Origin of the sequence: Peribacillus aracenensis, assembly GCF_025175645.1 — a bacterium.
GTDB classification, from domain to species: domain Bacteria; phylum Bacillota; class Bacilli; order Bacillales; family DSM-1321; genus Peribacillus; species Peribacillus aracenensis.
Genome location: NZ_JANZMJ010000001.1, coordinates 410,764 through 433,883 on the forward strand (window position 1 = coordinate 410,764; position 23,120 = coordinate 433,883).

The following is a 23,120-nucleotide window of genomic DNA, read 5'->3' on the forward strand; positions in this document are numbered from 1 at the left end:
TCCATTGACAATACAGTGGTTCCCTGGCCATATGGCCAAAGCAAGACGGGAAGTAACAGAGAAATTAAAACTGATCGACATCATCTTTGAACTTGTGGATGCCCGGATTCCGGCATCTTCACGAAATCCGATGATCGATGAAATCATTCAGCATAAACCGCGGGTTATCCTTTTGAATAAAGCGGATATGGCCGATCCGGTAAAAACCAATATGTGGCTTGAGCATTATAAATCGCAGGGGAAAACGGCGATTGCCATTAATTCGCAGGCAGGAAACGGTTTAAACCAGATTACGGCTGCTGCCAAAAAACTTTTAAAAGAGAAGTATGAGCGGATGGAATCTAGAGGAATAAAGCCGAGAGCGATCCGTGCGATGATAGTCGGCATTCCGAACGTTGGGAAATCGACACTAATCAATCGACTTGCCAAAAAGAACATTGCCAAAACAGGGAATACTCCTGGCGTCACGAAAGCGCAGCAATGGATAAAAGTTGGTAAGGAACTGGAATTGCTGGATACGCCGGGGATTCTCTGGCCGAAGTTCGAGGATCAAGAAGTTGGTTTGAAGCTTGCATTGACAGGTGCGATCAAGGATACGATTTTAAACTTGCACGAAGTCTCTTTATACGGTCTTCGCTTTTTGGAAAAAGAATATCCCGATCGAATGAAATCCCGTTATAACCTGGATGCAATTCCGCAGGAAACGCTCGAATTGTTCGATGCGGTCGGAAAGTTCAGGGGCTGTTTGGCATCTGGGGGCTTCATCGATTATGATAAAACCGCGGAGTTGGTCGTACGTGAAATCCGTTCAGAAAAGATGGGCCCGCTTACGTTCGAGGTCCCATTGGATTATGAAGAGGTTGATATTCCCGATTAACTTGAAGTGATACGGAGCTGGAGCTGGATGTCGAAAAGGTATTTCTTTTTGATGTCTCTTTTCCGCTCCGTATTTTTGTCTGAACTGAAGAAAGGAAGCAAGACTGCCGATAATTAATATGATGGGTGATAAAAGATGATAACTGCAATGAGCATTAAGGAAATCTCCTCAAAATTAATGACAATAAGAGAACCCGAAGATCCTTTTTTACAAGAATGCCGGGAGGATGGAAGAAAGGGAGTAACCGACTTAATAGGCAAATGGCAAAGAACCTATGAAAAAGAACAAAAGGTAAGGGATGCTTTCACGGAAATGACAGAGTTTGAACGGCAATTGCGAAAACAGGGGTTTTCCATTTTGGCTGGTATCGATGAAGTAGGAAGAGGACCGCTTGCAGGACCAGTTGTGACGAGTGCAGTCATCTTGCCTGAATCTTTTTATTTGCCAGGTCTTAATGATTCTAAAAAGATTCCAGAGTCAAAAAGGGAACGGTTTTATGAGATGATTTTTAAGGAAGCACTATCCATAGGTGTGGGTGTTGTACATAGCGAAGTTATTGATGAAATCAATATATATCAAGCCACGAAAAAGGCAATGGTGGCCGCAGTGAACGATTTGTCAGAACTTCCTGATCATTTGTTGATCGATGCGATGGAACTGGATGTGCCGATTCCGCAGCTTTCACTCATAAAGGGGGACGCACGAAGCGTTAGCATCTCTGCGGCCTCCATAATAGCGAAAGTGACCCGTGATAGGATGATGAAGGAATATGGTGAAAAATATCCGGAATATGGTTTCGAAAAGCACATGGGGTACGGGACGAGCCAACATTTAGAAGCACTCCGCACGCACGGGCTTACACCTTGGCATAGACGAAGTTTTGCACCAGTTAAGGAAATCGCTGCAAGAACGAAGAGCTAAGGGGGGATGAGGGTGCAATCCATAACAAGCGGGCAACCCGTTTCTTCACCCATTGAAGTAAAAGGATCTGTGAGTTTGAAAAATGGACAAATCCTTATCGGGAAGGTGAATAAGGTTTTTCCTGACCAAACGGCCGAAGTACAGATTGGCCATCAAAAAATGATTGCCAATCTCGAAATCCCGCTACGGGCAGGAGAAAGGTACTGGTTTCAAGTGAAGCACCCAATAGAAGGGAGGATCGTGTTAAAAGCTTTAGATTCCCCCGATATGAGTGTTTCCGGCTTAAAGGGAACGGCTGCACAATTGATCGCTCATCTTGGCATGACGCCTGAACCGGCCGCTTCGAAGCTTGCCGAATACCTCTTGGCAAATAGGCTTCCGATAACAAAGGAAACCTTTCAGTCCGCTTTACAATGGTTAAAAGCTGCTGATGCTGCAGAAGCTGGTCTGCCTGTAATAAAATCGATGTACATTCAGCAACTGCCATTTGTAAAAGATGTATTTGATGCATTATTTACGCAGTCCAAAGGTGAACCTTTCCACAAACTACTCAGTGCCTTCAAGCAACAGCTGCAAGATCTCGGGGCAGTAACGAGGACTGCCGTCAAGCTTATGGATGTATTGGACTCTTTACATGTTGTTAAACAGAACCAGCTTCAACTAAATGGTTTGCAAAACCTAGTGACCACTTGGCTGAATCCAGATTCAACGCCAGAAATGAAATCTGGTGCATTTTCCCTGCTTCAAAAGACGGGTTTAATTCCAAAGGGAATTACAGAAGCTGTCTTTCTGGAAAACTTAATGGATGGAACTGAGGCAAGGTCCGGTATGACCAAGAATTCAGTGATTGATAAATTACACCAAGGATTACAGTTGCTTTCCGGGACAAAAAGCGGTGCATTTGCTAAAGTTGAAGAGGCCGAAACGACCATTGATCGCATATTTACCGGTCATGATCATAAGGGGGCAAACCTGCCAGCCGATCTTCACTCGATCCAGAGAAAAAACATTTCTGCAGAAAAACTTTCCCCTCTTGTCTTTCATTTACTCCAGAGTGCTTTTACCGAAGCAACAGCTAAAAAGGCAATAGGCGGAAAAATAGAAGTGAATGACCTTATAGGCTACTTGAATACGGATACAGAGCAAATAGAGGAGTCGAAGGGTAAGGTGGCTGAATTACTGTTTCAGTCGCTTAATAAGCTTTCTGAGGCCCAATACGTTAGGAATAATGAGAGGCTTGTCCTTTCACATGTACTGGAAGCTGAGTTTCAAACAATCGATTTCACCAGCGGGCCTTCCGTTGCAAACCAACTAAAAGAAATGACCAAGGTCCTTGGCCTTCAGCTGGAACATGCACTCCTTAATCTTTCTGGAAATGAGACGAAGGAGATCCCGAATGATTTAGAGACACTTAAACCGCTGCTGCTTAAATTGCTGAATGAGCAAATTCCGGCATCTATCAAGGAGATGGCAGAACAAATCCTGAATCGGATTACTGCGCAACAGATCCTTTCACAGGAAAATGGGCCGATCCAGAATTTGCTCCTGACACTTCCACTCAATTTGGGATCGATTCAAACGGACCTAACTTTACAATGGAGCGGAAGGAAAACAAAAGATGGCAAAATAGACCCGGATTACTGCAGAGTCCTATTTTATTTAGAATTGGAACGTCTTAAAGAAACGGTCATCGACATGCAGGTTCAAAATCGTATCATAAAAGTGACGGTCATCAATGGGCATGGTGCGGTCCTTGAAGAGGCAGCCGTTCAATATCTTGACATCCTAAGAGAGAATCTCGGAAAAATGGATTACAGATTATCAGGGGTTTCATTTGTAAAACCCGTGAATGAAAAAGAGCGGGACCTAGAGGTGAAACCGATTCCTTTTTCGGAAGCCGGTTCATATAGCGGATTGGATATTCGAGTATGATAAATGATCAACGAAAAGAAGCCATTGCCTTAAAGTATGATCAAAGAACGTCCAAAGCGCCCGTCATATTGGCGAAGGGGAAAGGTAAAACGGCTGAAAATATTCTGAAAACGGCCATGAAACTGAATATACCGGTCCAGAGGGACGAATCGCTTGCTGCACTTTTAGGTCAATTGGATATAAATCAAACGATTCCGGAAGAATTATATGGAGCAGTTGCAGAGGTATTTGCATTCATTTATAAAGTTGACAAGGACATGAATCGGTAGGATCCTAGTTATCTGTGATTTCACCAAATGGAGTTATGTTGGTTTATGTAGAATATTAGGGAAATCACTATCGTATTTTCATTATATTAAAAAAATACTAAACTATTTACAAAAGGACAAGGCAATGGCTTTGTCCTTTTGCTTTTATTTAGGGTTAGACAAGGGATAACCGTGGATTCTCATGAAAAGAACTCTGAGTCAATATGTTGAAAAGGCTTTCATGGTAGCATTTTCTCTAGATTTTAACTGTAACGACAATAGAATTTCAGAGCAAAAATAAATGATTTTAACAAGAAAAAAATCTACGGAAAAGAAGGTTTTTTCCATTTTACACAGGGGAATAGAAGTATATTATAATAATATTTTAAAAATTTCGAGAAAGAAAATTATGCACGAAGGAGAATTTTGTTGTAATATGGTAGAGAAAACACGCATTAAATTTCGAAGTTGTTTTTTAGTAGATAAGGAGGATGGGAAATGAATATCCATGAGTATCAGGGGAAAGAGATATTGCGACAATACGGGGTATCCGTTCCAAATGGCCGGGTTGCATTTACTGTTGATGAAGCAGTGGAAGCAGCGAAGGAGTTAGGTACGGAAGTTGTTGTCGTAAAAGCTCAAATTCATGCGGGCGGCCGCGGGAAAGCCGGCGGAGTCAAGGTAGCGAAGAATCTTGATGAAGCTCGTACATATGCAGAAGAGATTCTTGGCAAAACGTTGGTGACCCATCAAACAGGACCTGCAGGCAAGGAAGTTAAGCGTTTACTTATAGAAGAGGGCTGCGACATAACGAAAGAGTATTATATCGGGCTGGTCCTTGACCGTGCTACGAATAGTGTCGTGTTGATGGCTTCTGAAGAAGGCGGAACGGAAATTGAGGAAGTGGCCGAAAAGACGCCAGAGAAAATTTTCAAAGAAGTAATCGATCCGGTTGTCGGCCTGACTGGCTTCCAGGCACGGAGGATTGCATTCAATATCAATATTCCGGCCTCACTTATAAATAAAGCTTCCAAGCTGATGGTTAACTTATATACTGCTTTCGTTGAAAAAGATTGCTCAATCGCAGAAATCAATCCATTAGTGGTTACGGGCGACGGAAATGTAATGGCACTTGATGCTAAATTGAATTTTGATGATAATGCGATTTACCGCCAAAAGGACATCGCGGAATTCCGTGATTTGGATGAAGAGGATGCAAAAGAGATTGAAGCATCAAAACATGGCCTTAGTTACATATCGCTTGACGGAAATATCGGATGCATGGTTAATGGTGCCGGGCTTGCTATGGCTACGATGGACATCATTAAACATTATATGGGAGATCCGGCTAACTTCCTTGACGTTGGTGGCGGCGCCACTGAGGAAAAAGTGAAAGAGGCTTTCAAAATCATCCTTTCAGATAAAAATGTTAAAGGCATCTTCGTTAATATCTTCGGAGGAATCATGAAATGTGACATCATCGCAACAGGAGTTGTGGCTGCTGCTAAAGAGCTTGGCTTGGATGTCCCTCTTGTTGTTCGTCTTGAAGGAACGAATGTGGACCTTGGCAAAAAGATTCTAAAAGAGTCAGGTTTAAATATTACGGCTGCTGAATCAATGGCTGATGGAGCACAAAAAATAGTATCACTTGTAGGATAATAGGCAGGGGGGAACATAATGAGCGTTTATATTAATAAAGATACGAAAGTGATCGTTCAGGGAATCACTGGTGCAACAGCATTATTTCATACAAAACAAATGTTGGAATACGGCACGAAAATCGTTGGAGGAGTCACTCCGGGTAAAGGTGGAACAGAAGCGGAAGGGGTACCTGTATTCAATACAGTTTCCGAAGCTGTCACTGAAACCGGTGCGAATGCTTCCGTTATCTATGTACCGGCGCCATTTGCTGCCGATGCAATTCTGGAAGCTGTAGACGCAGATCTTGACCTTGTCATTTGTATCACGGAACATATTCCTGTCCTGGATATGGTCAAGGTTAAGCGGTACATGGAAGGCAAAAAAACTCGTTTGATCGGACCGAACTGCCCAGGTGTCATTACTCCTGAAGAGTGTAAGATTGGTATCATGCCAGGATATATCCACAAAAAAGGCCATGTAGGTGTAGTTTCACGTTCTGGAACTTTAACGTACGAAGCCGTTCACCAATTATCGCAAGCAGGCATCGGTCAATCTTCTGCTGTCGGTATCGGTGGGGATCCAGTTAATGGAACGGATTTCATTGACGTATTGAAGGCATTCAATGAAGATCCGGAAACACATGCTGTGATCATGATCGGGGAAATCGGCGGAACGGCAGAAGAAGAAGCAGCAATCTGGGTGAAGGAAAATATGACTAAGCCAGTTGTTGGTTTCATTGGTGGCCGTACGGCTCCTGCTGGTAAACGTATGGGACATGCCGGAGCCATTATCTCAGGAGGAAAAGGAACTGCTGACGAGAAAATCCGCGTTATGAACGAATGTGGAATTAAAGTTGCCGAAACTCCATCCGTAATGGGTGAAACATTGATTTCCGTCTTGAAAGAAAAAGAGATTTACGAACCTTGTAAAACACATTAATTTAAGCTGGGCCGACCTTTTTTTGGGTCGGTCTTATTTTCCTCCATTTTCCTCGGGAGATACCGAGTACATCACCATCAACCTACCTTTAAAAATATCCGGTTAGGGGCGTTTCAAATTGAATAAAAAAGAAAAGTTAATCCATCTTCATCATTGCCGCGGGGCAGGATGGAAATCAATCCAAACAATCATGTCAAAAGACCCGTCATTATCTTCCCTATTCACGACGGATTACGTTGAATGGGCAAAAATGCTCCCTATCCCTTCAAATAAGCTCAACCTCTTTCTCAAAGATTTACATTCACTCAATACCATCGATAAACTTAAAAATTACAAAGATAGCCAAATCCATTGTTTGACGATCTTCGATGATGAATATCCTTTTTTGCTGAAGCAAATATTCGATCCTCCGTGGGTTCTTTATTATAAAGGTGATAAGAAGCTTTTAACAAGGAAGAATACGCTAGGTGTTGTTGGAACACGTAAGCCAACCTCGTATGGTCTGGAGGCCTTAAAATCGATTCTATTACCGCTAGTAAAAAAAAAGTTCGTGATCATAAGCGGGGTGGCGGCTGGAATCGATGCAGAGTCACATAAGATCACATTAAGGGAAGGCGGAGATACGATTGGGGTTTTAGGAGGAGGGCTTATGCAAATATATCCGAAATCCAATGTTACCCTTGCTGAAGAAATCGTCAATAAAGGCCTTCTTATATCTGAGACTCCACCGGAAGTGAAGGCGGAACCTTGGATGTTTCCGCTTAGGAATCGAATCATCAGTGGATTATCACAGGGAGTATTCGTGGTCGAGGCAAAAGAAAGGAGCGGTTCCCTTATTACGGCACAAGCTGCTTTGGAACATGGCAGGGAGGTGTTTGCACTTCCTGGAAATGTTACAAGCCTTGAATCACTGGGGACCAATCAATTGATTTCCGATGGTGCCAAACTTGTTTTGAGTTCCAGGCAGATCGAGGAAGAGTTTTGAACAATATAATATAGAAGATAGACGGAGAATCATCCAGGAAAATAGAAAAAAAGGTGCTTTTTTAGAAGGATGGGTTGAATTATTAGACAAAAAGGTTGAAAATATTGTAAAACTGTTATAAGTTTTGCAAATGGCACCTCTTGTCAAAATACCTATTAATAAATGAATCAGCATGCTTTGAAAAGTAAAGAGGTGTTGACAAATGATTTTTGAATGATTAATAATAGTGAAGATTTATATTACCTCTTTGAGGAGGATTTATTGGATGTCAGAATACTTAGTGATTGTGGAATCGCCCGCAAAGGCGAAAACAATAGAACGTTACTTGGGAAAAAAATATAAAGTAAAGGCTTCCATGGGGCATGTTCGAGATTTGCCTAAAAGTCAAATGGGTGTCGATGTTGAACATGAATATGAGCCTAAATATATAACTATCCGCGGCAAAGGCCCGGTTTTAAAAGAATTGAAAACCGCTGCGAAAAAAGCGAAAAAAATCTATCTCGCGGCTGACCCCGACAGGGAAGGGGAAGCCATTGCATGGCATTTGGCTCACAGTCTTGATGTTGATGTTAACTCTGATTGCCGTGTGGTATTCAACGAGATCACGAAAGAGGCCATCAAAGAATCATTTAAATCGCCGAGACCAATAAATATGAAATTGGTTGATGCCCAGCAGGCAAGAAGGGTTTTGGATCGTTTAGTCGGATACAATATAAGCCCGCTTTTGTGGAAAAAGGTGAAAAAAGGCTTAAGTGCTGGACGGGTCCAATCGGTTGCTGTACGGATGATCATTGACCGGGAGAAGGAAATCAAAGATTTCATCCCGGAAGAGTATTGGACAATCAAGGCTGATTTTGTAAAAGGAAAAGAACAGTTTGAAGGTTCCTTCTTCAGCCTTGGCGGCGAGAAGAAGGAATTAAATACCGAAGAGGACGTCAAAAAAGTGCTCGCTTCTTTAAATGGCGGCGAATTTACGATAGGAGCCGTGGCTAAAAAGGAAAGAAGGCGCAATCCAGCTGCCCCTTTTACAACTTCTTCCCTGCAACAGGAAGCGGCACGTAAATTGAATTTCCGTGCAAAGAAAACCATGATGCTTGCTCAGCAGCTTTATGAAGGAATCGAGCTTGGCAAGGAAGGTACAGTCGGGTTAATAACTTATATGAGAACCGATTCAACCCGGATTTCCGATGTTGCGAAAGGGGAAGTCCATACCTTCATCCAAAATAATTATGGTAAAGATTATGTTCAGGCTGAACAGCGCAAGGAGAAAAAACAAACTAATGCCCAGGACGCCCATGAAGCAGTCAGGCCAACAAGCACATTACGTGAACCGGGTGTAGTCAAGGAGTTCTTATCCAGAGATCAATTCCGTCTTTATAAATTGATATGGGAACGATTCGTTTCTAGTCAAATGTCTTCGGCAGTCATGGATACGATGAGCATAGACCTGCATAACGGGGATGTCATCTTCAGGGCTAATGGTTCAAAAATAAAATTTCCGGGTTTTATGAAGGTATATGTTGAAGGGTCCGATGACTCGGTGGAAGAAAAGGAAAATGCACTTCCGGATGTAAAAAAAGGAGATCAATTCTTTTCAAAAGATATCGAGCCGAAGCAGCATTTCACACAGCCTCCGCCCCGATATACTGAAGCACGTCTTGTCAAAACCCTAGAGGAACTGGGAATAGGCCGTCCTTCTACATATGCTCCTACCTTGGATACGATTCAAAAACGGGGCTATGTTACCTTGGATAATAAACGGTTCATCCCAACAGAGCTAGGTGAGATCGTTCTTGAATTGATACGCGAATTCTTCCCGGATATTCTTGATGCAGAGTTCACTGCCAAAATGGAACAGGAATTCGACAGCGTCGAGGAAGGCAGTATCGAATGGATAAAGGTCATTGATGAATTTTATAAAGAGTTTGCAATTCATCTGGCCAAAGCTGAGGTCGAGATGGAGAAAATTGAAATTAAAGATGAACCTGCTGGTGAAGATTGCGTGGAATGCGGACATGGGATGGTCTATAAGATGGGGCGTTATGGAAAGTTCATGGCATGCAGTAATTTCCCGGATTGCCGTAACACAAAGCCAATCGTTAAAGAAATCGGTGTCAAATGCCCAAAATGTAAAGAAGGAAACATCATTGAAAGGAAAAGTAAAAAACGCCGCATATTTTACGGGTGTGATACCTACCCTGGATGTGACTTCATATCATGGGATAAACCGCTTCCGCGGAGTTGTCCAAAATGTGAAGGTACACTTGTTGAAAAGAAACTCAAAAAAGGCGTCCAGGTCCAGTGCATGGATTGTGATTTCAAGGAAATGCCCCAAGCATAGAAAAGACCGTGAAATCGTTTACTTTCCCTGTGAACTATCGAAAAAACCTAGATATAAATTGACTCGGCATCTGCCGGGTTTCTTTATGTTCAGGAAAGTATGATATCATGATAATATGTGAATTCGGTTCCAAGAAGAAAATGGATAAAGCTTGAAACTTTTTTATTTAGGCCATGTGATGTAAAATTCAGTGGACAAGTACATTCTTTTAAAGATATAATTCCTATTTGTGTCCGTTACCCTTTTTAGAAAAGATGGATTGCAGAAAGAATGCCGGCCTGAGGCATATGCTTTAAAATTATCGTTAGCAGGAATGAGTATTTCGGGTATAAATACATAGATATCGTTAAAAATGAAACGTTAATAAAAGCAGTTTTAATGATAAATGCTCCTGTCTTATCATATCTATACATGGAGGTTCGAAAAATGAAAGAAACAAAAGTAAGTGTAATCGGTGCTGGGCTTGCTGGAAGTGAAGCGGCGTGGCAGTTAGCTAAAAGAGGAATTAAAGTCGATCTATATGAAATGCGCCCTGTAAAACAAACGCCAGCCCATCATACCGATAAATTCGCTGAACTTGTTTGTTCCAATTCACTTCGGGCAAATACTTTAACAAATGCAGTTGGTGTTTTAAAAGAAGAAATGCGTATTCTGGATTCGGTCATCATGTCGGCAGCAGATGCTTGTGCTGTTCCGGCTGGCGGTGCTTTAGCTGTTGATCGACATGAATTTGCCGGTCTTGTTACGGAAAGGGTTAAAAATCATCCAAATGTGACGGTCATTAATGAAGAAGTGACGGAAATTCCGGAAGGTCCTACCGTGATTGCTACCGGTCCGCTTACAAGTCAGTCACTATCTGACAGCTTGAAGCAAATCATGGATGAAGAATACTTGTACTTCTATGATGCCGCCGCACCAATTCTTGAAAAAGACAGCATAAACATGGATAAAGTATATTTGAAATCCCGTTATGACAAAGGGGAAGCAGCTTATTTGAATTGTCCGATGACGGAAGAAGAGTTTGACCGCTTTTATGAAGCATTGATCGCTGCAGAAACAGTACCACTTAAAGAATTCGAAAAGGAAATCTTTTTTGAAGGCTGCATGCCAATTGAAGTGATGGCATCACGTGGGAAGAAAACGATGTTATTTGGTCCATTGAAGCCAGTTGGCTTAGAAGATCCAAAAACGGGAAAACGTCCTTTTGCTGTCGTTCAATTGCGTCAAGATGATGCGGCAGGAACACTTTACAATATTGTTGGTTTTCAGACACATTTGAAATGGGGGCCGCAAAAAGAAGTATTGCAGCTCATACCTGGATTGGAAAATGCGGAAATTGTGCGTTATGGAGTCATGCATCGAAACACATTCATAAACTCACCTAATGTATTGAAACCTACGTATCAATTCAAGAATCGGGATGATTTATTCTTTGCCGGTCAAATGACTGGTGTCGAAGGGTATGTAGAATCTGCTGCATCAGGACTTGTTGCAGGTATCAATGCTGCAAGGATCGTCCAAGGATTGGAGCCTATCATATTCCCTGCGGAGACGACGATGGGAAGCATGGCAAGGTACATAACTTCGACGAATGGTAAGAGCTTCCAACCAATGAATGCCAACTTTGGATTGCTTCCAGACCTAGAAGTGAGAATCAAATCAAAAAAAGAGCGGAACGAAACGCATGCTAAACGCGCTTTAGACACAATTCAGAACTTTGTGAAAAATTTGTAAAATATTTGCCTGCTGTTTTAAAGTATGATACTATTTATTAGCCTTTGCGAGGTGTTTCCATGATTAATCAAAAAAAGGCATTATCATCCTTCATCGAATATTTACAGATTGAAAAAAACAGTTCACAATACACCATTGAAAATTATAAACGTGATATTCACGAATTTTTTCTGTTCCTTAATGAACAGGGCATTGAGGATATCACGTCCGTTGAATATTTGGATGTCCGGTTATATTTGACGAATTTATATGAGAAAAACCTTTCTAAGAGCACTGTAGCAAGAAAAACTTCTTGCTTGCGGAGCCTTTATAGATTTTTACTACGTGAAGGTGATGTGAAGGATAACCCTTTTTCTTTGGCTTCTTTACCTAAAAAGGATCAAAGACTGCCACGTTTTCTTTATGAGAAGGAAATGAATCAGTTGTTTTCTACTTTAAAGAAAGATTCACCGATAGGAATAAGGAACAATGCCTTACTGGAATTATTGTATGCTACAGGAATTCGTGTAAGTGAATGTTGTGAGATTAAACTGCAGGATATCGACCTTTCCTTAGGAACGGTACTGATCCATGGAAAAGGAAAAAAGGATCGCTATGTTCCGGTTGGCAGTTATGCACAGGAAGCGATAGATTTATACATACGTACAGCCAGGATGGAATTGACTTCGTCTGACGCCAAGGCGCATGTTTATTTATTTGTTAATTTTCGTGGAGACCCTCTGACACCTAGGGGAGTTCGCTATATATTGAATGAATTGATTAAAAAGTCAGCCGCAGATGGAAGTCTTCATCCCCATATGCTAAGGCATTCGTTTGCTACACACCTATTGAATAATGGGGCGGACATTCGCACAGTTCAGGAATTGCTTGGTCATTCTAAAATTTCATCAACGCAAGTGTATACGCATGTTACAAAAGACCAATTGAAAAAAGTCTACAATGCATCACATCCGCGGCCTTAAATGTTGAAAGGGGACACTTTATGACAACAATATTTGCAGTGCATCATAAAGGTGAATGTGCCATGTCCGGTGATGGGCAGGTTACTTTAGGAAATTCAGTAGTGATGAAGCATACGGCGAGGAAAGTAAGGAAAATCTTTAATGGTAATGTCCTTGCAGGTTTTGCAGGTTCTGTTGCAGATGCATTCACCTTATTTGAGATGTTCGAAGCTAAACTTGAAGAGTATAATGGCAATCTTCAGCGCGCTGCCGTCGAAATGGCAAAGCAATGGAGAAGTGACAATGTATTGAGAAAACTGGAAGCCATGCTGGTCGTGATGGATAAGAATCATTTACTGCTCGTTTCTGGCACCGGGGAAGTAATTGAACCGGATGACGGGATTCTCGCCATTGGATCGGGTGGGAATTATGCCCTAGCTGCCGGCAGGGCATTAATGCGGTTTTCCAGTGACCATTTATCGGCAAAGGAAATCGCTCAATCATCTTTACAAATTGCAGCGGAAATTTGTGTATTTACGAATACGAATATAATCGTGGAAGAGTTGTAAGGAGGAGCGCAAATGTCAAAAAAAGCTAATTTAACACCGAGGCAAATCGTTGAAAAACTGGATCAGTATATCGTAGGGCAGCGTGAGGCAAAACGGGCAGTGGCAGTGGCTCTTCGGAATCGCTACCGACGTTCCCTTCTCTCGGATCAACTTCGTGATGAAGTCGTTCCGAAGAATATATTAATGATTGGACCGACAGGCGTTGGGAAAACAGAAATAGCTCGGAGAATGGCTAAATTGGTAGGTGCTCCTTTTGTAAAAGTTGAAGCAACGAAATTTACGGAAGTCGGGTATGTCGGCCGGGATGTTGAGTCGATGGTTCGTGATTTGGTGGAGACTTCCGTCCGCCTCGTGAAGGAAGAAAAGATGGTCAGCGTAAAGGAGCGGGCAGAAGAAAATGCAAATCGCCGCTTAATAGAACTTTTAGTGCCATCAACAAAAAAACAGAGTAATTTCAAGAATCCTCTTGAAGTCTTTTTTGGAGGCAATAACAATCAAGACGAACAGGATCCGGAAGAAAATTCCGAAGATTTAAGTTTGCAGGAAAAAAGAAAAATCGTCGCTGAAAAGCTGGCTAATGGTGAGTTAGAAAGTGAAATGATAACGGTCGAAGTGGAAGAACAGACTGCTTCGATGTTTGATATGCTCCAAGGTTCGGGAATGGAACAAATGGGGATGAATATGCAGGACGCTTTAGGAAGCTTGATGCCTAAAAAAAGCAAGAAGCGAAAATTGAAAGTAAGTGAAGCAAGAACCGTTTTAACAAATGAAGAAGCGGCTAAATTGATTGATATGGATGAAGTCACTTCCGATGCATTATACGGGGCTGAGCAAAATGGGATTATTTTCATCGATGAAATAGACAAAATTGCCAGTAAGCAATCAGGAAGTTCATCAGCGGATGTCTCAAGAGAGGGTGTCCAAAGGGATATCCTGCCAATCGTTGAAGGTTCGACAGTAGTGACTAAATATGGTTCAGTTAAAACGGATCATGTCTTATTCATTGCTGCCGGGGCCTTTCACATGGCTAAGCCATCCGACCTTATCCCTGAACTACAAGGTAGATTCCCAATTCGTGTAGAATTGAACAAACTGACTGTAGACGACTTTGTACGGATTCTTCATGAACCGGATAATGCCTTGTTAAAACAATATGTTGCTTTATTAGAAACTGAAGGTATAGAAATTGAATTTTCTGACGATGCTGTTCGTAAGATAGCTGAAGTGGCCTTCGAAGTAAATCAAAACACAGACAATATTGGTGCAAGAAGACTTCATACCATTTTGGAACGGTTGCTTGAAGACTTATCTTTTGAAGCTCCGGAAATAACGATGGAGAAGATTACAATTACGCCCCAATATGTCGAAGGTAAGCTTGGTTCTATCGCCCGGAACAAAGATTTAAGCCAGTTTATCCTTTAATTTAAGAAACAATCTTGGCAATGATTTGCCTACGCAATAAACATAAAATTACGGAAATACAACTTCATAGTTATTGTGAACCATGGTATTTTTAGGAGGAACAAATCAAATGAACTTATTAGCAAAAACAAGAAAAATCAATGCAATGCTACAAAAAGCAGCAGGTAAAGCAGTTAACTTCAAGGAAATGGCTGAAAGTTTAAGTGAAGTTATCGAAGCGAATGTATTCGTCGTCAGCCGCCGCGGGAAATTACTTGGCATCGCGGTAAGTCAGCAAATTGAAAACGAACGCATGTACAAAATGTTGGAAGATAAACAATTCCCTGAAGAGTACACAAAAAACCTCTTCAATATTCCTGAAACCTCTTCGAATCTTGATATCGAAAGCGAATATACTGCTTTCCCAGTCGAAAACAAAGAGCTTTTCGCAACTGGATTAACAACGATCGTACCGATTATGGGCGGGGGAGAACGTTTAGGAACATTGGTCCTTGCGCGATTACAAGAAAAATTTCATGATGATGATTTAATTTTGGCTGAATATGGTGCGACTGTAGTCGGTATGGAAATCCTACGTGAAAAATCAGAAGAGATAGAAGAAGAAGCTCGTAGTAAAGCAGTCGTTCAAATGGCAATTTCCTCGTTATCTTACAGCGAATTGGAAGCGATTGAGCACATTTTTGAGGAGCTTAAAGGTAATGAAGGTCTGCTTGTAGCATCCAAAATTGCAGACCGTGTCGGCATCACCCGTTCCGTTATCGTAAATGCCCTACGGAAACTGGAAAGTGCCGGAGTCATTGAATCCCGCTCACTAGGAATGAAAGGTACTTATATCAAAGTATTGAACGATAAATTCCTTCTTGAATTAGAAAAGCTTAAAAATAATTAACATAAAAAAAGGCAGTCCTTTAAAAAGGGCTGCCTTTTGAAATTCCTTTTGATTTTTCTCCTAAAGTTATTTGGACCTTGCCATTTCCAATTGGCCATCTTCTTCAAATTTATGGCAGCGAAAGTAAGCATCGCCTGCCTGCATAGACAATTTTTTATGTCTAAAGTAGTCCAACGTATACCATGCTTTTTTCTTTAGCATCTGCGAATACACGCCCAATCGTTTCTTTACGTTTCGCATATATAGGTTTTACATCTTGATGATGACGCAGGTGATCTTCTTCTTCCACATTTTTTGCTAGAAAGCCGTGTCGTTTTGGATAGTCTTTGCTTTCTGTACACCGTGAATAAAATGAGCATGTGACACTTTATCATGGAAACCATAGCCTTAGAACCAATGGTAAGCCATATTTGTTTCAACTTCTTCAATTGTTTTACGCATTGAACGAAAACCGAAGGTATATTGAATGAAAGTTAATTCGACTAATATAACTGGATCAATACTTGGGCGTCCTATCTCTGGAGTACATATCTTTCACTAACTCATAAATGAAAGTGAAGTCAATGGCAGCCTCAATTTTACGAACCAAATGGTTCGCAGGCACTAGTTGATCTAAAGAAGCATTTCAAGTTGATCACGTTGAATAGAATCATATTTAGAAAGCATCCTCTTCACCTCAAGTTTTATTAATTCTATTTTTAAAACAATAAAGACTTTAGGAAAAAGGGTTCTATCTATAACAAAGTTGATTGGAACGGAAGATACGAGACTCCTGCTTAGAAAAGCGAGTCCAGGGGAGACCCCACAGGCGCAAAGGCGCCGAAGAGGCTCATCGACCGCCCGCGAAAAGCGAGTGCCCTTCGATCCAATCAACGTTCAAATTGCACAAACCCTAAAAGAAACTGTAGACAAACTAGGTTTTCATCGAGTTTGTCTACAGTCTGGGCAGTCCTATAAAAAGGCTGCTTTTTTTTGTGGTATTTGGAACTGTTGCTTTCTGGGACTAATCAGCAAAAGGAGGTGAACGTCAGGGGAGAGATAGGAAAAAGAGGTCATTCGAATTAAACGGAAATGTGAATATAGGCTTGTTTTCTATTAGAATTGAAAAAATAGTTAAATTTTTCTTTAAAAGGGTAATTATATTATTATAACTGTTGTAATAGTGAAAAAGAACGTTGTTGTAACTTTTTTTGATTTTTAAAACCCTATGGATTGCGGTTTTCAACCATTAGGGGATTTTGTCGAATGGATCAGCGCTTTGAAAAAACGTTTTTTTTTTTCAAAAAAGAAAAAAGGCAGTAATCCTTTGTTTTCTTATGAATCCTTTATTTTAAAGGGTGAAATCAACTAAATTGAAATAATTAATTGAAAGTAAATGTGAAAATTAGTTCTAAAGTATCAGGTATATAGATTTGTTTTTCGATATGATATAAAAGCTAATGGAAGGAAAATTTGGTTAATATGTAGAAAATCATATTAAAATGTAATATTACGTAATATTAATCATGTAATCATACTAAAAAGCACGACAAATTTGAGCAATTTGTGACAATTTTCGACGATAATAGGTCTAAAGTCCATGTATTGTTTATGGACATAGTTATAATGTTTCTTTAAAATTAAAACGTAAATGCACTGGATTAATTTATTGATATTGTAATTAAATGTTAGTTATAGAAAGAGGTAATTGATGTGGAGTTATTTTCAAATACTTTTCAATCACTAGAAAATGCCCTTAATTATTCTAATGTAAAACAAAAAGTCATTTCACAGAACATAGCCAATTCGGATACGCCTAATTATAAAGCTAAAGAGGTCGACAAAACACAATCCTTTAAGACAGAGCTGGAATCTTCCCTGGATTCATATCGTACCGATGAACGGCATTTCCCCTTCAAATCAGAGGGGAGTCATGCTTCTCAGATCGTGACGCAGAAAAATGTCCGATATAACAATAATGGAAATAGCGTGGACGTTGATAAGGAAATGACGGAGCTTGCTGCCAATCAGATTTATTATAATGCAGTAACCGACAGGCTTTCAGGTAAGTTTCAATCATTGCAGAATGTAATTAGAGGAGGTAAGTGATGGGAATCTTCCAAAGTATAAACATGACCGGATCCAGCCTGACGAGTCAAAGGCTAAGGATGGATGTAATCTCTGCTAATATGGCTAATGCCGATACGACCAGGGCGGAATATGACGCCGAATCTAAAAAATGGAAGCCGTACACAAGAAAATCGGTTGTGTTGCAAAGTAAGGAAAACGGTTTTTCAAGTTTCTTGAACGCTGCATCCCAAAAAACGAGCGAGATAGGGAATGGTGTGAAGGTGACTGGAATAGTTAAAGATAAAACACCTTTTGAACTGGATTATAATCCAGATCATCCTGATGCCAATGAAGATGGTTATGTTGAAATGCCAAATGTCGACCCGCTTCGGGAAATGGTTGATTTAATGAGTGTCACACGTTCATACGAAGCAAATGTGACAGTTTTAAATGCATCAAAGGGAATGATGATGAAAGCTTTGGAAATTGGAAAATAAAAGTTTGAAAGGGGATTGTTGATATGGAGGGGATTTCTCTTTCTGCAATGAACAATGCAAGCAATGTGCAGAAAAAAGATCAAAGTAAGACTAATACACCATACGAAGCACAGCAAAATTTTGCGTCGGTATTAAAAGAATCAATGAATAAAGTTAACGAAACACAAGTGGCATCTGATGACCTTACAACCAAATTGGTTAATGGAGAGGATGTTGAGCTTCACTCGGTGATGATAGCTTCACAAAAAGCCAGCATTACCATGCAGGCTACATTAGAGGTTCGGAATAAGGTTGTGGAAGCCTACCAGGAAATGATGAGAATGAGTATATAGCATTCATTTTTTAACCTCATTATATAGAGAAAAATGACCAGGGGGAAAAATCCCCCAATCATAAATTCATAGACTGACCGGGGGATTTAAATGAATGAAGTACTAGTGAATTTTAAAAACAAAATAACTGCTTATTGGACGGGCCGCAGTAAAAAACAAAAATTCATGATGATTGGTTCAGCAGCATTAATTATCATCATCATTACGGCAGTTTCAATTTTAACCACGCGTACGACGCTGGTGCCCTTATATTCCAACTTAACTCCATCGGAAACGGGAAGCATTAAAGAGAATTTAGACAGTCAAGGGATTACAAATGAAGTTTCTGAAAATGGTACGACCATAAAAGTTCCTGAAGAAAGACTTGATTCACTTAAAGTGGAACTGGCAGCTGAAGGAATTCCGGAATCAGGCAATATCGACTATTCCTTTTTTAGTCAAAGTGCTGGTATTGGAATGACTGAAAATGAATTCAATGTCATTAAACTGGACTCGATGCAAACGGAATTGGCTAGTTTAATAAAAAAGATTGATGGAGTAGAAGATGCCAGTGTAATGATCACTCTTCCTGATAAAGGAGTTTTTGTCAGTGATTCAGCTGGGGAAGCGTCAGCATCCATCGTATTGAATACGAAGCCAGGTTATAAATTTGAAGAAAGTCAAATCAATTCCCTTTATCATTTGGTTTCAAAAAGTGTTCCGAATCTCCCTACAGATAATATCGTCATAATGAACCAAGAGTTTGAGTATTTCGATCTTGAAAATGAAAATACTTCTTTCGCGTCGGCATTTGCCACCCAAAATGAAATAAAAAAGGAAATAGAACGTGATATTCAAAGACAGGTGCAAAATATGCTTGGAACGTTAATGGGGAGAGACAAAGTGGTTGTTTCAGTCACGACAGACATTGATTTCACTCAAGAAAACCGGGAAGAGAATTTAGTTGAACCGGTCGATGAAGAAAATATGGCTGGAATTGAGATTTCTGCGCAAAGGATCAATGAATCGTATAGTGGGGATGCAGCAGGTGCAGGAGGCGTGCCGCAAAGTGAGGATTCCTCAGATTCATTGGGATCAAAATACGCTGAAGGTACAAACGGATCCGGTGATTATGAAAAAGTGGATGAAACGATAAATAGTGAAGTGAACCGAATCAAGAAGGAGATAGTCGAAAGCCCATATAAGGTTAAAGATTTAGGTATTCAGGTCATGGTCGAACCGCCCACCGCTGATGACCCGAATTCTTTATCTCAACAGAGTGTGGAGGATATTACACAAATCCTTGGTACGATAATACGCACGACAATCGAGAAAAAAGCTGAAGGTGAAGAACTGACGGACGAGGAGCTTAATAATAAAATTGCGATTTCCGTTCAGCCGTTTAACGGAAAAATGACGTTGCAAAAAGGTGAAACGAATCCTTCGTTACCAATATGGGCATACATCGTAGGGGGAGTGCTAATACTTGCCATTATCATTCTCTTAATCTTGTTCCTCAGATCCCGAAAGCAAGCTGAAATGGAAGAGGAGTACGTGGTTGAAGAGGAAGAAGTCGTATTCGATGTTCCGGATTTGAACGAAGAGAAGGAAACGGAAGCATCTTTAAAAAGAAAACAACTGGAAAAGCTTGCAAAAGAAAAGCCGGATGAATTTGCAAAATTATTAAGAAGCTGGATAGCGGAAGACTAGGAGGCTTTTGAAAGTGACAGATAGAAAAAAAAAGGCCGGATTGACTGGCAAACAGAAAGCTGCCATCCTCCTTATTTCCTTAGGCCCGGATGTTTCTGCATCCGTATATAAGCATCTTTCTGAAGAGGAAATTGAGAGATTGACCCTTGAAATTTCGGGAGTGAGAAAAGTGGACTCCCATGATAAAGAAGAAATTCTGGAAGAATTCCATAATATTGCTTTAGCACAGGATTACATTTCGCAGGGCGGGATAGGTTATGCGAAGCAGGTACTTGAAAAGGCATTAGGTACTGATCAGGCAACCGCCATCATTAACCGTTTAACATCATCCTTACAGGTTCGGCCATTCGACTTTGCACGAAAGGCAGACCCTGGACAGATCCTGAACTTCATCCAGAACGAGCATCCGCAGACCATTGCATTGATCCTGTCATATCTTGATCCCACACAGGCTGGACAAATATTGTCTGAACTTCCGCAAGAGGTGCAGGCAGATATTGCAAGAAGGATTGCTTTAATGGATAGCACTTCTCCGGAAATCATCAATGAAGTGGAGCAAATACTCGAAAGGAAACTTTCTGCGACTGTAACCCAAGATTATACACAGACAGGTGGAGTGGAAGCTGTTGTAGATGTGTTGAATGGTGTTGACCGCTCAACGGAAAGAACGATTTTGGATGCACTTGAGATCCAAGATCCGGAGCTTGCAGAGGAAATCAAGAAACGAATGTTTGTTTTTGAAGATATCGTGACCCTTGATGGCAGAGCGATTCAGCGAGTAGTCAGGGAATCTGATAACGAAGATCTTAAACTTTCTCTTAAAGTGGCTAGTGATGAAGTGAAGGAAATCGTTTTCCGAAATATGTCAAATCGCATGGTTGAAACCTTCCAGGAAGAAATGGAATATATGGGGCCAGTTCGATTGCGTGATGTAGAAGAAGCACAATCAAGAATTGTTGCCGTCATTAGACGTCTGGAGGAAACTGGGGATATCGTGATTGCCCGCGGCGGAGGGGATGATATCATTGTCTAGGATTATCAAATCCCAGCAGGCTAACCAGGAGAAAAGCAAAAAGATCGTAATAAAAGTTCGCCCTTTCGACTTTCTTCAAAATGATGATGCAGATGAGCGGAAAAAACTTCATTATATTCAATCTGATGAATTGCTCAATGATGCTAAACAGGAAGCGGAAACGTTATTGCGCGAAGCTAAACAAAAAGCCCAAGCAATTGCTGCTGAAATCCAGCAAGACAGAGAACAATGGGAGAATCAAGAAAAATCAATGTTTATTGAACAAGCTCAAAAAGAAGGGTATCAGCAGGGAGTCGAAGATGGGATCCAAAAGGGTTATAACGAGATTGCAGCGGAAATAGCCTTCGCAAAAGAAGTGGTGGAGTCCTCTAAAAAAGATTATCGGCACAATATCGAATCATCTGAAACCGTTATTATGAATCTTGCCCTGAAGGTGGCAGAGAAAATTATCGGGCAACAGCTTGAAAAAGATGAAGAGTCTTTTTTATCCATCGTCAAAAGAGCCATCAAAGAAGTAAGGGATTACCGTGAAGTGCAATTGCATATCCATCCGATCCAATATCAATCGATTCTTTCTCACAAAGATGAGTTGATGGCAATCTTTCCGAAAGATACTGAGTTGTATATCTTTCCGGATGATGAGCTTGAAGTAGGCAGCTGTATCATCGAATCCGAAAACGGAAGGATGGACGCCAGTGTCGACAGCCAGCTGCAGGAAATAAAAGTGAAACTAACTGAATTGCTGGAAGGGGAGTAAAGATGAAAACTAGAGACCTATTGCCCTTAGTTGATGAAGTTGATCCATTCAAACACTATGGACGGGTCAAACGTGTCGTGGGGTTAATGATAGAATCTCAAGGCCCTGAAAGCTCTGTAGGTGATGTTTGTTATATCTATACGGGTATACAAAAAAAGAAAAATCGAATCTTAGCTGAAGTTGTCGGTTTCCGTGATGAAATGGTTATTTTAATGCCATTTACAGCAGTTAGTGATATTGCACCGGGTTGTATCGTGGAAGGGAGAGGAAGGAGCCTTGAGATAAAGGTTGGAAGCGGGCTAATTGGCAAAGTGGTCGATCCATTGGGGCATCCTATTGATGACTCAATACTTCCAAAAGGTCTCGCGACAATTTCTGTGGATCAAGATCCGCCGAATCCGATGAAACGCCCCCCGATTAATGATCCGATAGATGTAGGAGTTAGGGTGATTGATAGTTTATTAACAGTTGGAAAAGGACAGCGTGTTGGTATCTTTGCAGGCAGCGGCGTCGGGAAAAGCACGTTGCTTGGTATGGTGGCAAGGAATACGACGGCTGACTTAAACGTAATCGGTCTTATTGGTGAACGTGGCCGTGAAGTTCGGGAATTCATTGAGAAAGATCTTGGACCAGAAGGGCTGGCACGATCAATCGTTGTAGTGGCCACATCTGACCAGCCAGCGTTGATGAGGATAAAGGGGGCTTTGACGGCAACTGCCATTGCGGAATATTTTCGTGATAAGGGATTGAATGTGATGCTGATGATGGATTCGGTCACAAGGGTTGCGATGGCCCAGAGGGAAATTGGGCTTGCTATCGGGGAACCGCCGACGACCAAAGGATATACGCCATCCGTTTTTGCCATCCTTCCAAGGTTACTCGAAAGAACGGGAACAAATCAGTTGGGGACCATAACAGCTTTTTATACGGTACTAGTCGACGGTGATGATATGAATGAACCGATTGCTGATGCAGTCAGGGGAATTTTGGATGGTCACTTCATACTAGACCGTAACTTGGCCAATAAAGGACAGTTTCCAGCGCTCAATGTATTAAAGAGCATTAGTCGTGTCATGAACAATATTGTTGGTGACAAGCATAAAAACGCTGCAGAAAAATTGCGGGCAAGTTTATCAACCTATATGGAGTCGGAAGATTTGATTAATATAGGAGCTTATAAGAAGGGTTCTTCCAAACAAATTGATAACTCGATTACACGCTATCCGGAAATCATTTCATTTTTGAAACAAGGAACCCATGAAAAAGCTTCCAAAGATAATAGTATCAACGCCCTCGTCGAATTGATGGAGAAAGGTGATTAATA

20 protein-coding genes and 1 pseudogene are annotated in these 23,120 nt (G+C 41.0%); 20 read left to right on the top strand and 1 reads right to left on the bottom strand.

The annotated features are described in order from the left end of the window. The first annotated feature begins 4 nt into the window (after positions 1-4). The 13 genes from ylqF (at position 5) to codY (ending at position 15,439) form a co-directional block, all read left to right on the top strand. Positions 5-877, top strand: coding sequence for a ribosome biogenesis GTPase YlqF (ylqF, locus tag N0M92_RS02060; protein ID WP_260284236.1), 873 nt, complete (start codon positions 5-7; stop codon positions 875-877). Between the two features lie 138 nt (positions 878-1,015). Beyond that, on the top strand, positions 1,016-1,798 hold the full coding sequence (locus tag N0M92_RS02065; protein ID WP_260284341.1) for a ribonuclease HII: 783 nt from the start codon (positions 1,016-1,018) through the stop codon (positions 1,796-1,798). Positions 1,799-1,810: 12 nt separating this feature from the next. Next, a complete protein-coding gene (locus N0M92_RS02070; protein WP_260284237.1) occupies positions 1,811-3,730 on the top strand; it encodes a hypothetical protein in 1,920 nt (639 codons plus the stop codon). Further along, positions 3,727-3,999 carry an EscU/YscU/HrcU family type III secretion system export apparatus switch protein gene (locus N0M92_RS02075; protein WP_260284238.1) on the top strand — a complete coding sequence of 91 codons (273 nt, stop codon included), beginning with the start codon at positions 3,727-3,729 and terminating at the stop codon, positions 3,997-3,999. Before N0M92_RS02070 ends, N0M92_RS02075 begins: the two co-directional genes overlap by 4 nt. A 477-nt stretch (positions 4,000-4,476) precedes the next feature. Then, entirely contained in the window at positions 4,477-5,637 is a 1,161-nt protein-coding gene (sucC, locus tag N0M92_RS02080; protein WP_076366553.1) for an ADP-forming succinate--CoA ligase subunit beta, read from the top strand. 18 nt (positions 5,638-5,655) lie between these two features. Continuing rightward, positions 5,656-6,558 carry a succinate--CoA ligase subunit alpha gene (sucD, locus tag N0M92_RS02085; RefSeq protein WP_260284239.1) on the top strand — a complete coding sequence of 301 codons (903 nt, stop codon included), beginning with the start codon at positions 5,656-5,658 and terminating at the stop codon, positions 6,556-6,558. Positions 6,559-6,676: 118 nt separating this feature from the next. Then, positions 6,677-7,543 carry a DNA-processing protein DprA gene (gene dprA, locus N0M92_RS02090; protein WP_260284240.1) on the top strand — a complete coding sequence of 289 codons (867 nt, stop codon included), beginning with the start codon at positions 6,677-6,679 and terminating at the stop codon, positions 7,541-7,543. A 265-nt stretch (positions 7,544-7,808) separates the two neighbouring features. Then, on the top strand, positions 7,809-9,884 hold the full coding sequence (topA, locus tag N0M92_RS02095; RefSeq protein ID WP_260284241.1) for a type I DNA topoisomerase: 2,076 nt from the start codon (positions 7,809-7,811) through the stop codon (positions 9,882-9,884). Positions 9,885-10,310: 426 nt separating this feature from the next. Next, on the top strand, positions 10,311-11,618 hold the full coding sequence (trmFO, locus tag N0M92_RS02100; RefSeq protein WP_063231875.1) for an FADH(2)-oxidizing methylenetetrahydrofolate--tRNA-(uracil(54)-C(5))-methyltransferase TrmFO: 1,308 nt from the start codon (positions 10,311-10,313) through the stop codon (positions 11,616-11,618). A 59-nt stretch (positions 11,619-11,677) separates the two neighbouring features. Beyond that, positions 11,678-12,580, top strand: coding sequence for a tyrosine recombinase XerC (gene xerC / locus N0M92_RS02105; protein WP_260284242.1), 903 nt, complete (start codon positions 11,678-11,680; stop codon positions 12,578-12,580). 20 nt (positions 12,581-12,600) lie between these two features. Further along, entirely contained in the window at positions 12,601-13,128 is a 528-nt protein-coding gene (hslV, locus tag N0M92_RS02110; RefSeq protein ID WP_048684874.1) for an HslVU peptidase proteolytic subunit, read from the top strand. A 12-nt stretch (positions 13,129-13,140) separates the two neighbouring features. Continuing rightward, entirely contained in the window at positions 13,141-14,550 is a 1,410-nt protein-coding gene (gene hslU, locus N0M92_RS02115) for an HslU--HslV peptidase ATPase subunit (protein WP_260284244.1), read from the top strand. A 109-nt stretch (positions 14,551-14,659) separates the two neighbouring features. Beyond that, positions 14,660-15,439, top strand: a complete 780-nt coding sequence (gene codY / locus N0M92_RS02120) for a GTP-sensing pleiotropic transcriptional regulator CodY (protein ID WP_057278408.1) — start codon at positions 14,660-14,662, stop codon at positions 15,437-15,439. Positions 15,440-15,829: 390 nt separating this feature from the next. Here the strand turns inward: codY and N0M92_RS02125 are convergent. Next, positions 15,830-16,105: pseudogene (locus N0M92_RS02125) on the bottom strand (transposase); the annotation flags it as partial. Positions 16,106-17,131: 1,026 nt separating this feature from the next. On the opposite strand from N0M92_RS02125, the gene flgB reads away from it, so the two are divergent. The 7 genes from flgB to fliI all read left to right on the top strand — a co-directional run bounded on the left by flgB (position 17,132) and on the right by fliI (position 23,118). Further along, entirely contained in the window at positions 17,132-17,527 is a 396-nt protein-coding gene (flgB, locus tag N0M92_RS02130) for a flagellar basal body rod protein FlgB (RefSeq protein WP_192204018.1), read from the top strand. Beyond that, positions 17,527-17,985: a flagellar basal body rod protein FlgC gene (flgC, locus tag N0M92_RS02135; protein WP_260284245.1), complete on the top strand. Its 459-nt coding sequence runs from the start codon at positions 17,527-17,529 to the stop codon at positions 17,983-17,985. The genes flgB and flgC overlap by 1 nt, the downstream gene beginning before the upstream one ends. A 47-nt stretch (positions 17,986-18,032) precedes the next feature. Then, positions 18,033-18,317: a flagellar hook-basal body complex protein FliE gene (fliE, locus tag N0M92_RS02140; RefSeq protein WP_260284342.1), complete on the top strand. Its 285-nt coding sequence runs from the start codon at positions 18,033-18,035 to the stop codon at positions 18,315-18,317. Between the two features lie 90 nt (positions 18,318-18,407). After that, entirely contained in the window at positions 18,408-20,006 is a 1,599-nt protein-coding gene (gene fliF, locus N0M92_RS02145) for a flagellar basal-body MS-ring/collar protein FliF (RefSeq protein WP_260284246.1), read from the top strand. Between the two features lie 13 nt (positions 20,007-20,019). Then, positions 20,020-21,039, top strand: coding sequence for a flagellar motor switch protein FliG (gene fliG, locus N0M92_RS02150; RefSeq protein ID WP_260284247.1), 1,020 nt, complete (start codon positions 20,020-20,022; stop codon positions 21,037-21,039). Beyond that, positions 21,032-21,796 (top strand): flagellar assembly protein FliH, encoded by a 765-nt coding sequence (fliH, locus tag N0M92_RS02155; RefSeq protein WP_260284248.1) that lies wholly within the window; start codon positions 21,032-21,034, stop codon positions 21,794-21,796. The genes fliG and fliH overlap by 8 nt, the downstream gene beginning before the upstream one ends. A gap of 2 nt (positions 21,797-21,798) precedes the next feature. Then, on the top strand, positions 21,799-23,118 hold the full coding sequence (fliI, locus tag N0M92_RS02160; protein WP_260284249.1) for a flagellar protein export ATPase FliI: 1,320 nt from the start codon (positions 21,799-21,801) through the stop codon (positions 23,116-23,118). The last annotated feature ends 2 nt before the right edge of the window (positions 23,119-23,120 follow it).

Excerpts from the sequence above, each read along its gene's own strand:
- hslU (WP_260284244.1), top strand. The coding sequence starts at position 13,141 with ATGTCAAAAAAAGCTAATTTAACACCGAGGCAAATCGTTGAAAAACTG.
- topA (WP_260284241.1), top strand. The coding sequence starts at position 7,809 with ATGTCAGAATACTTAGTGATTGTGGAATCGCCCGCAAAGGCGAAAACA.
- fliE (WP_260284342.1), top strand. The coding sequence starts at position 18,033 with ATGAACAATGCAAGCAATGTGCAGAAAAAAGATCAAAGTAAGACTAAT.
- fliI (WP_260284249.1), top strand. The coding sequence starts at position 21,799 with ATGAAAACTAGAGACCTATTGCCCTTAGTTGATGAAGTTGATCCATTC.
- fliF (WP_260284246.1), top strand. The coding sequence starts at position 18,408 with ATGAATGAAGTACTAGTGAATTTTAAAAACAAAATAACTGCTTATTGG.
- xerC (WP_260284242.1), top strand. The coding sequence starts at position 11,678 with ATGATTAATCAAAAAAAGGCATTATCATCCTTCATCGAATATTTACAG.
- hslV (WP_048684874.1), top strand. The coding sequence starts at position 12,601 with ATGACAACAATATTTGCAGTGCATCATAAAGGTGAATGTGCCATGTCC.
- flgC (WP_260284245.1), top strand. The coding sequence starts at position 17,527 with ATGGGAATCTTCCAAAGTATAAACATGACCGGATCCAGCCTGACGAGT.
- codY (WP_057278408.1), top strand. The coding sequence starts at position 14,660 with ATGAACTTATTAGCAAAAACAAGAAAAATCAATGCAATGCTACAAAAA.
- N0M92_RS02075 (WP_260284238.1), top strand. The coding sequence starts at position 3,727 with ATGATAAATGATCAACGAAAAGAAGCCATTGCCTTAAAGTATGATCAA.
- sucD (WP_260284239.1), top strand. The coding sequence starts at position 5,656 with ATGAGCGTTTATATTAATAAAGATACGAAAGTGATCGTTCAGGGAATC.
- sucC (WP_076366553.1), top strand. The coding sequence starts at position 4,477 with ATGAATATCCATGAGTATCAGGGGAAAGAGATATTGCGACAATACGGG.
- trmFO (WP_063231875.1), top strand. The coding sequence starts at position 10,311 with ATGAAAGAAACAAAAGTAAGTGTAATCGGTGCTGGGCTTGCTGGAAGT.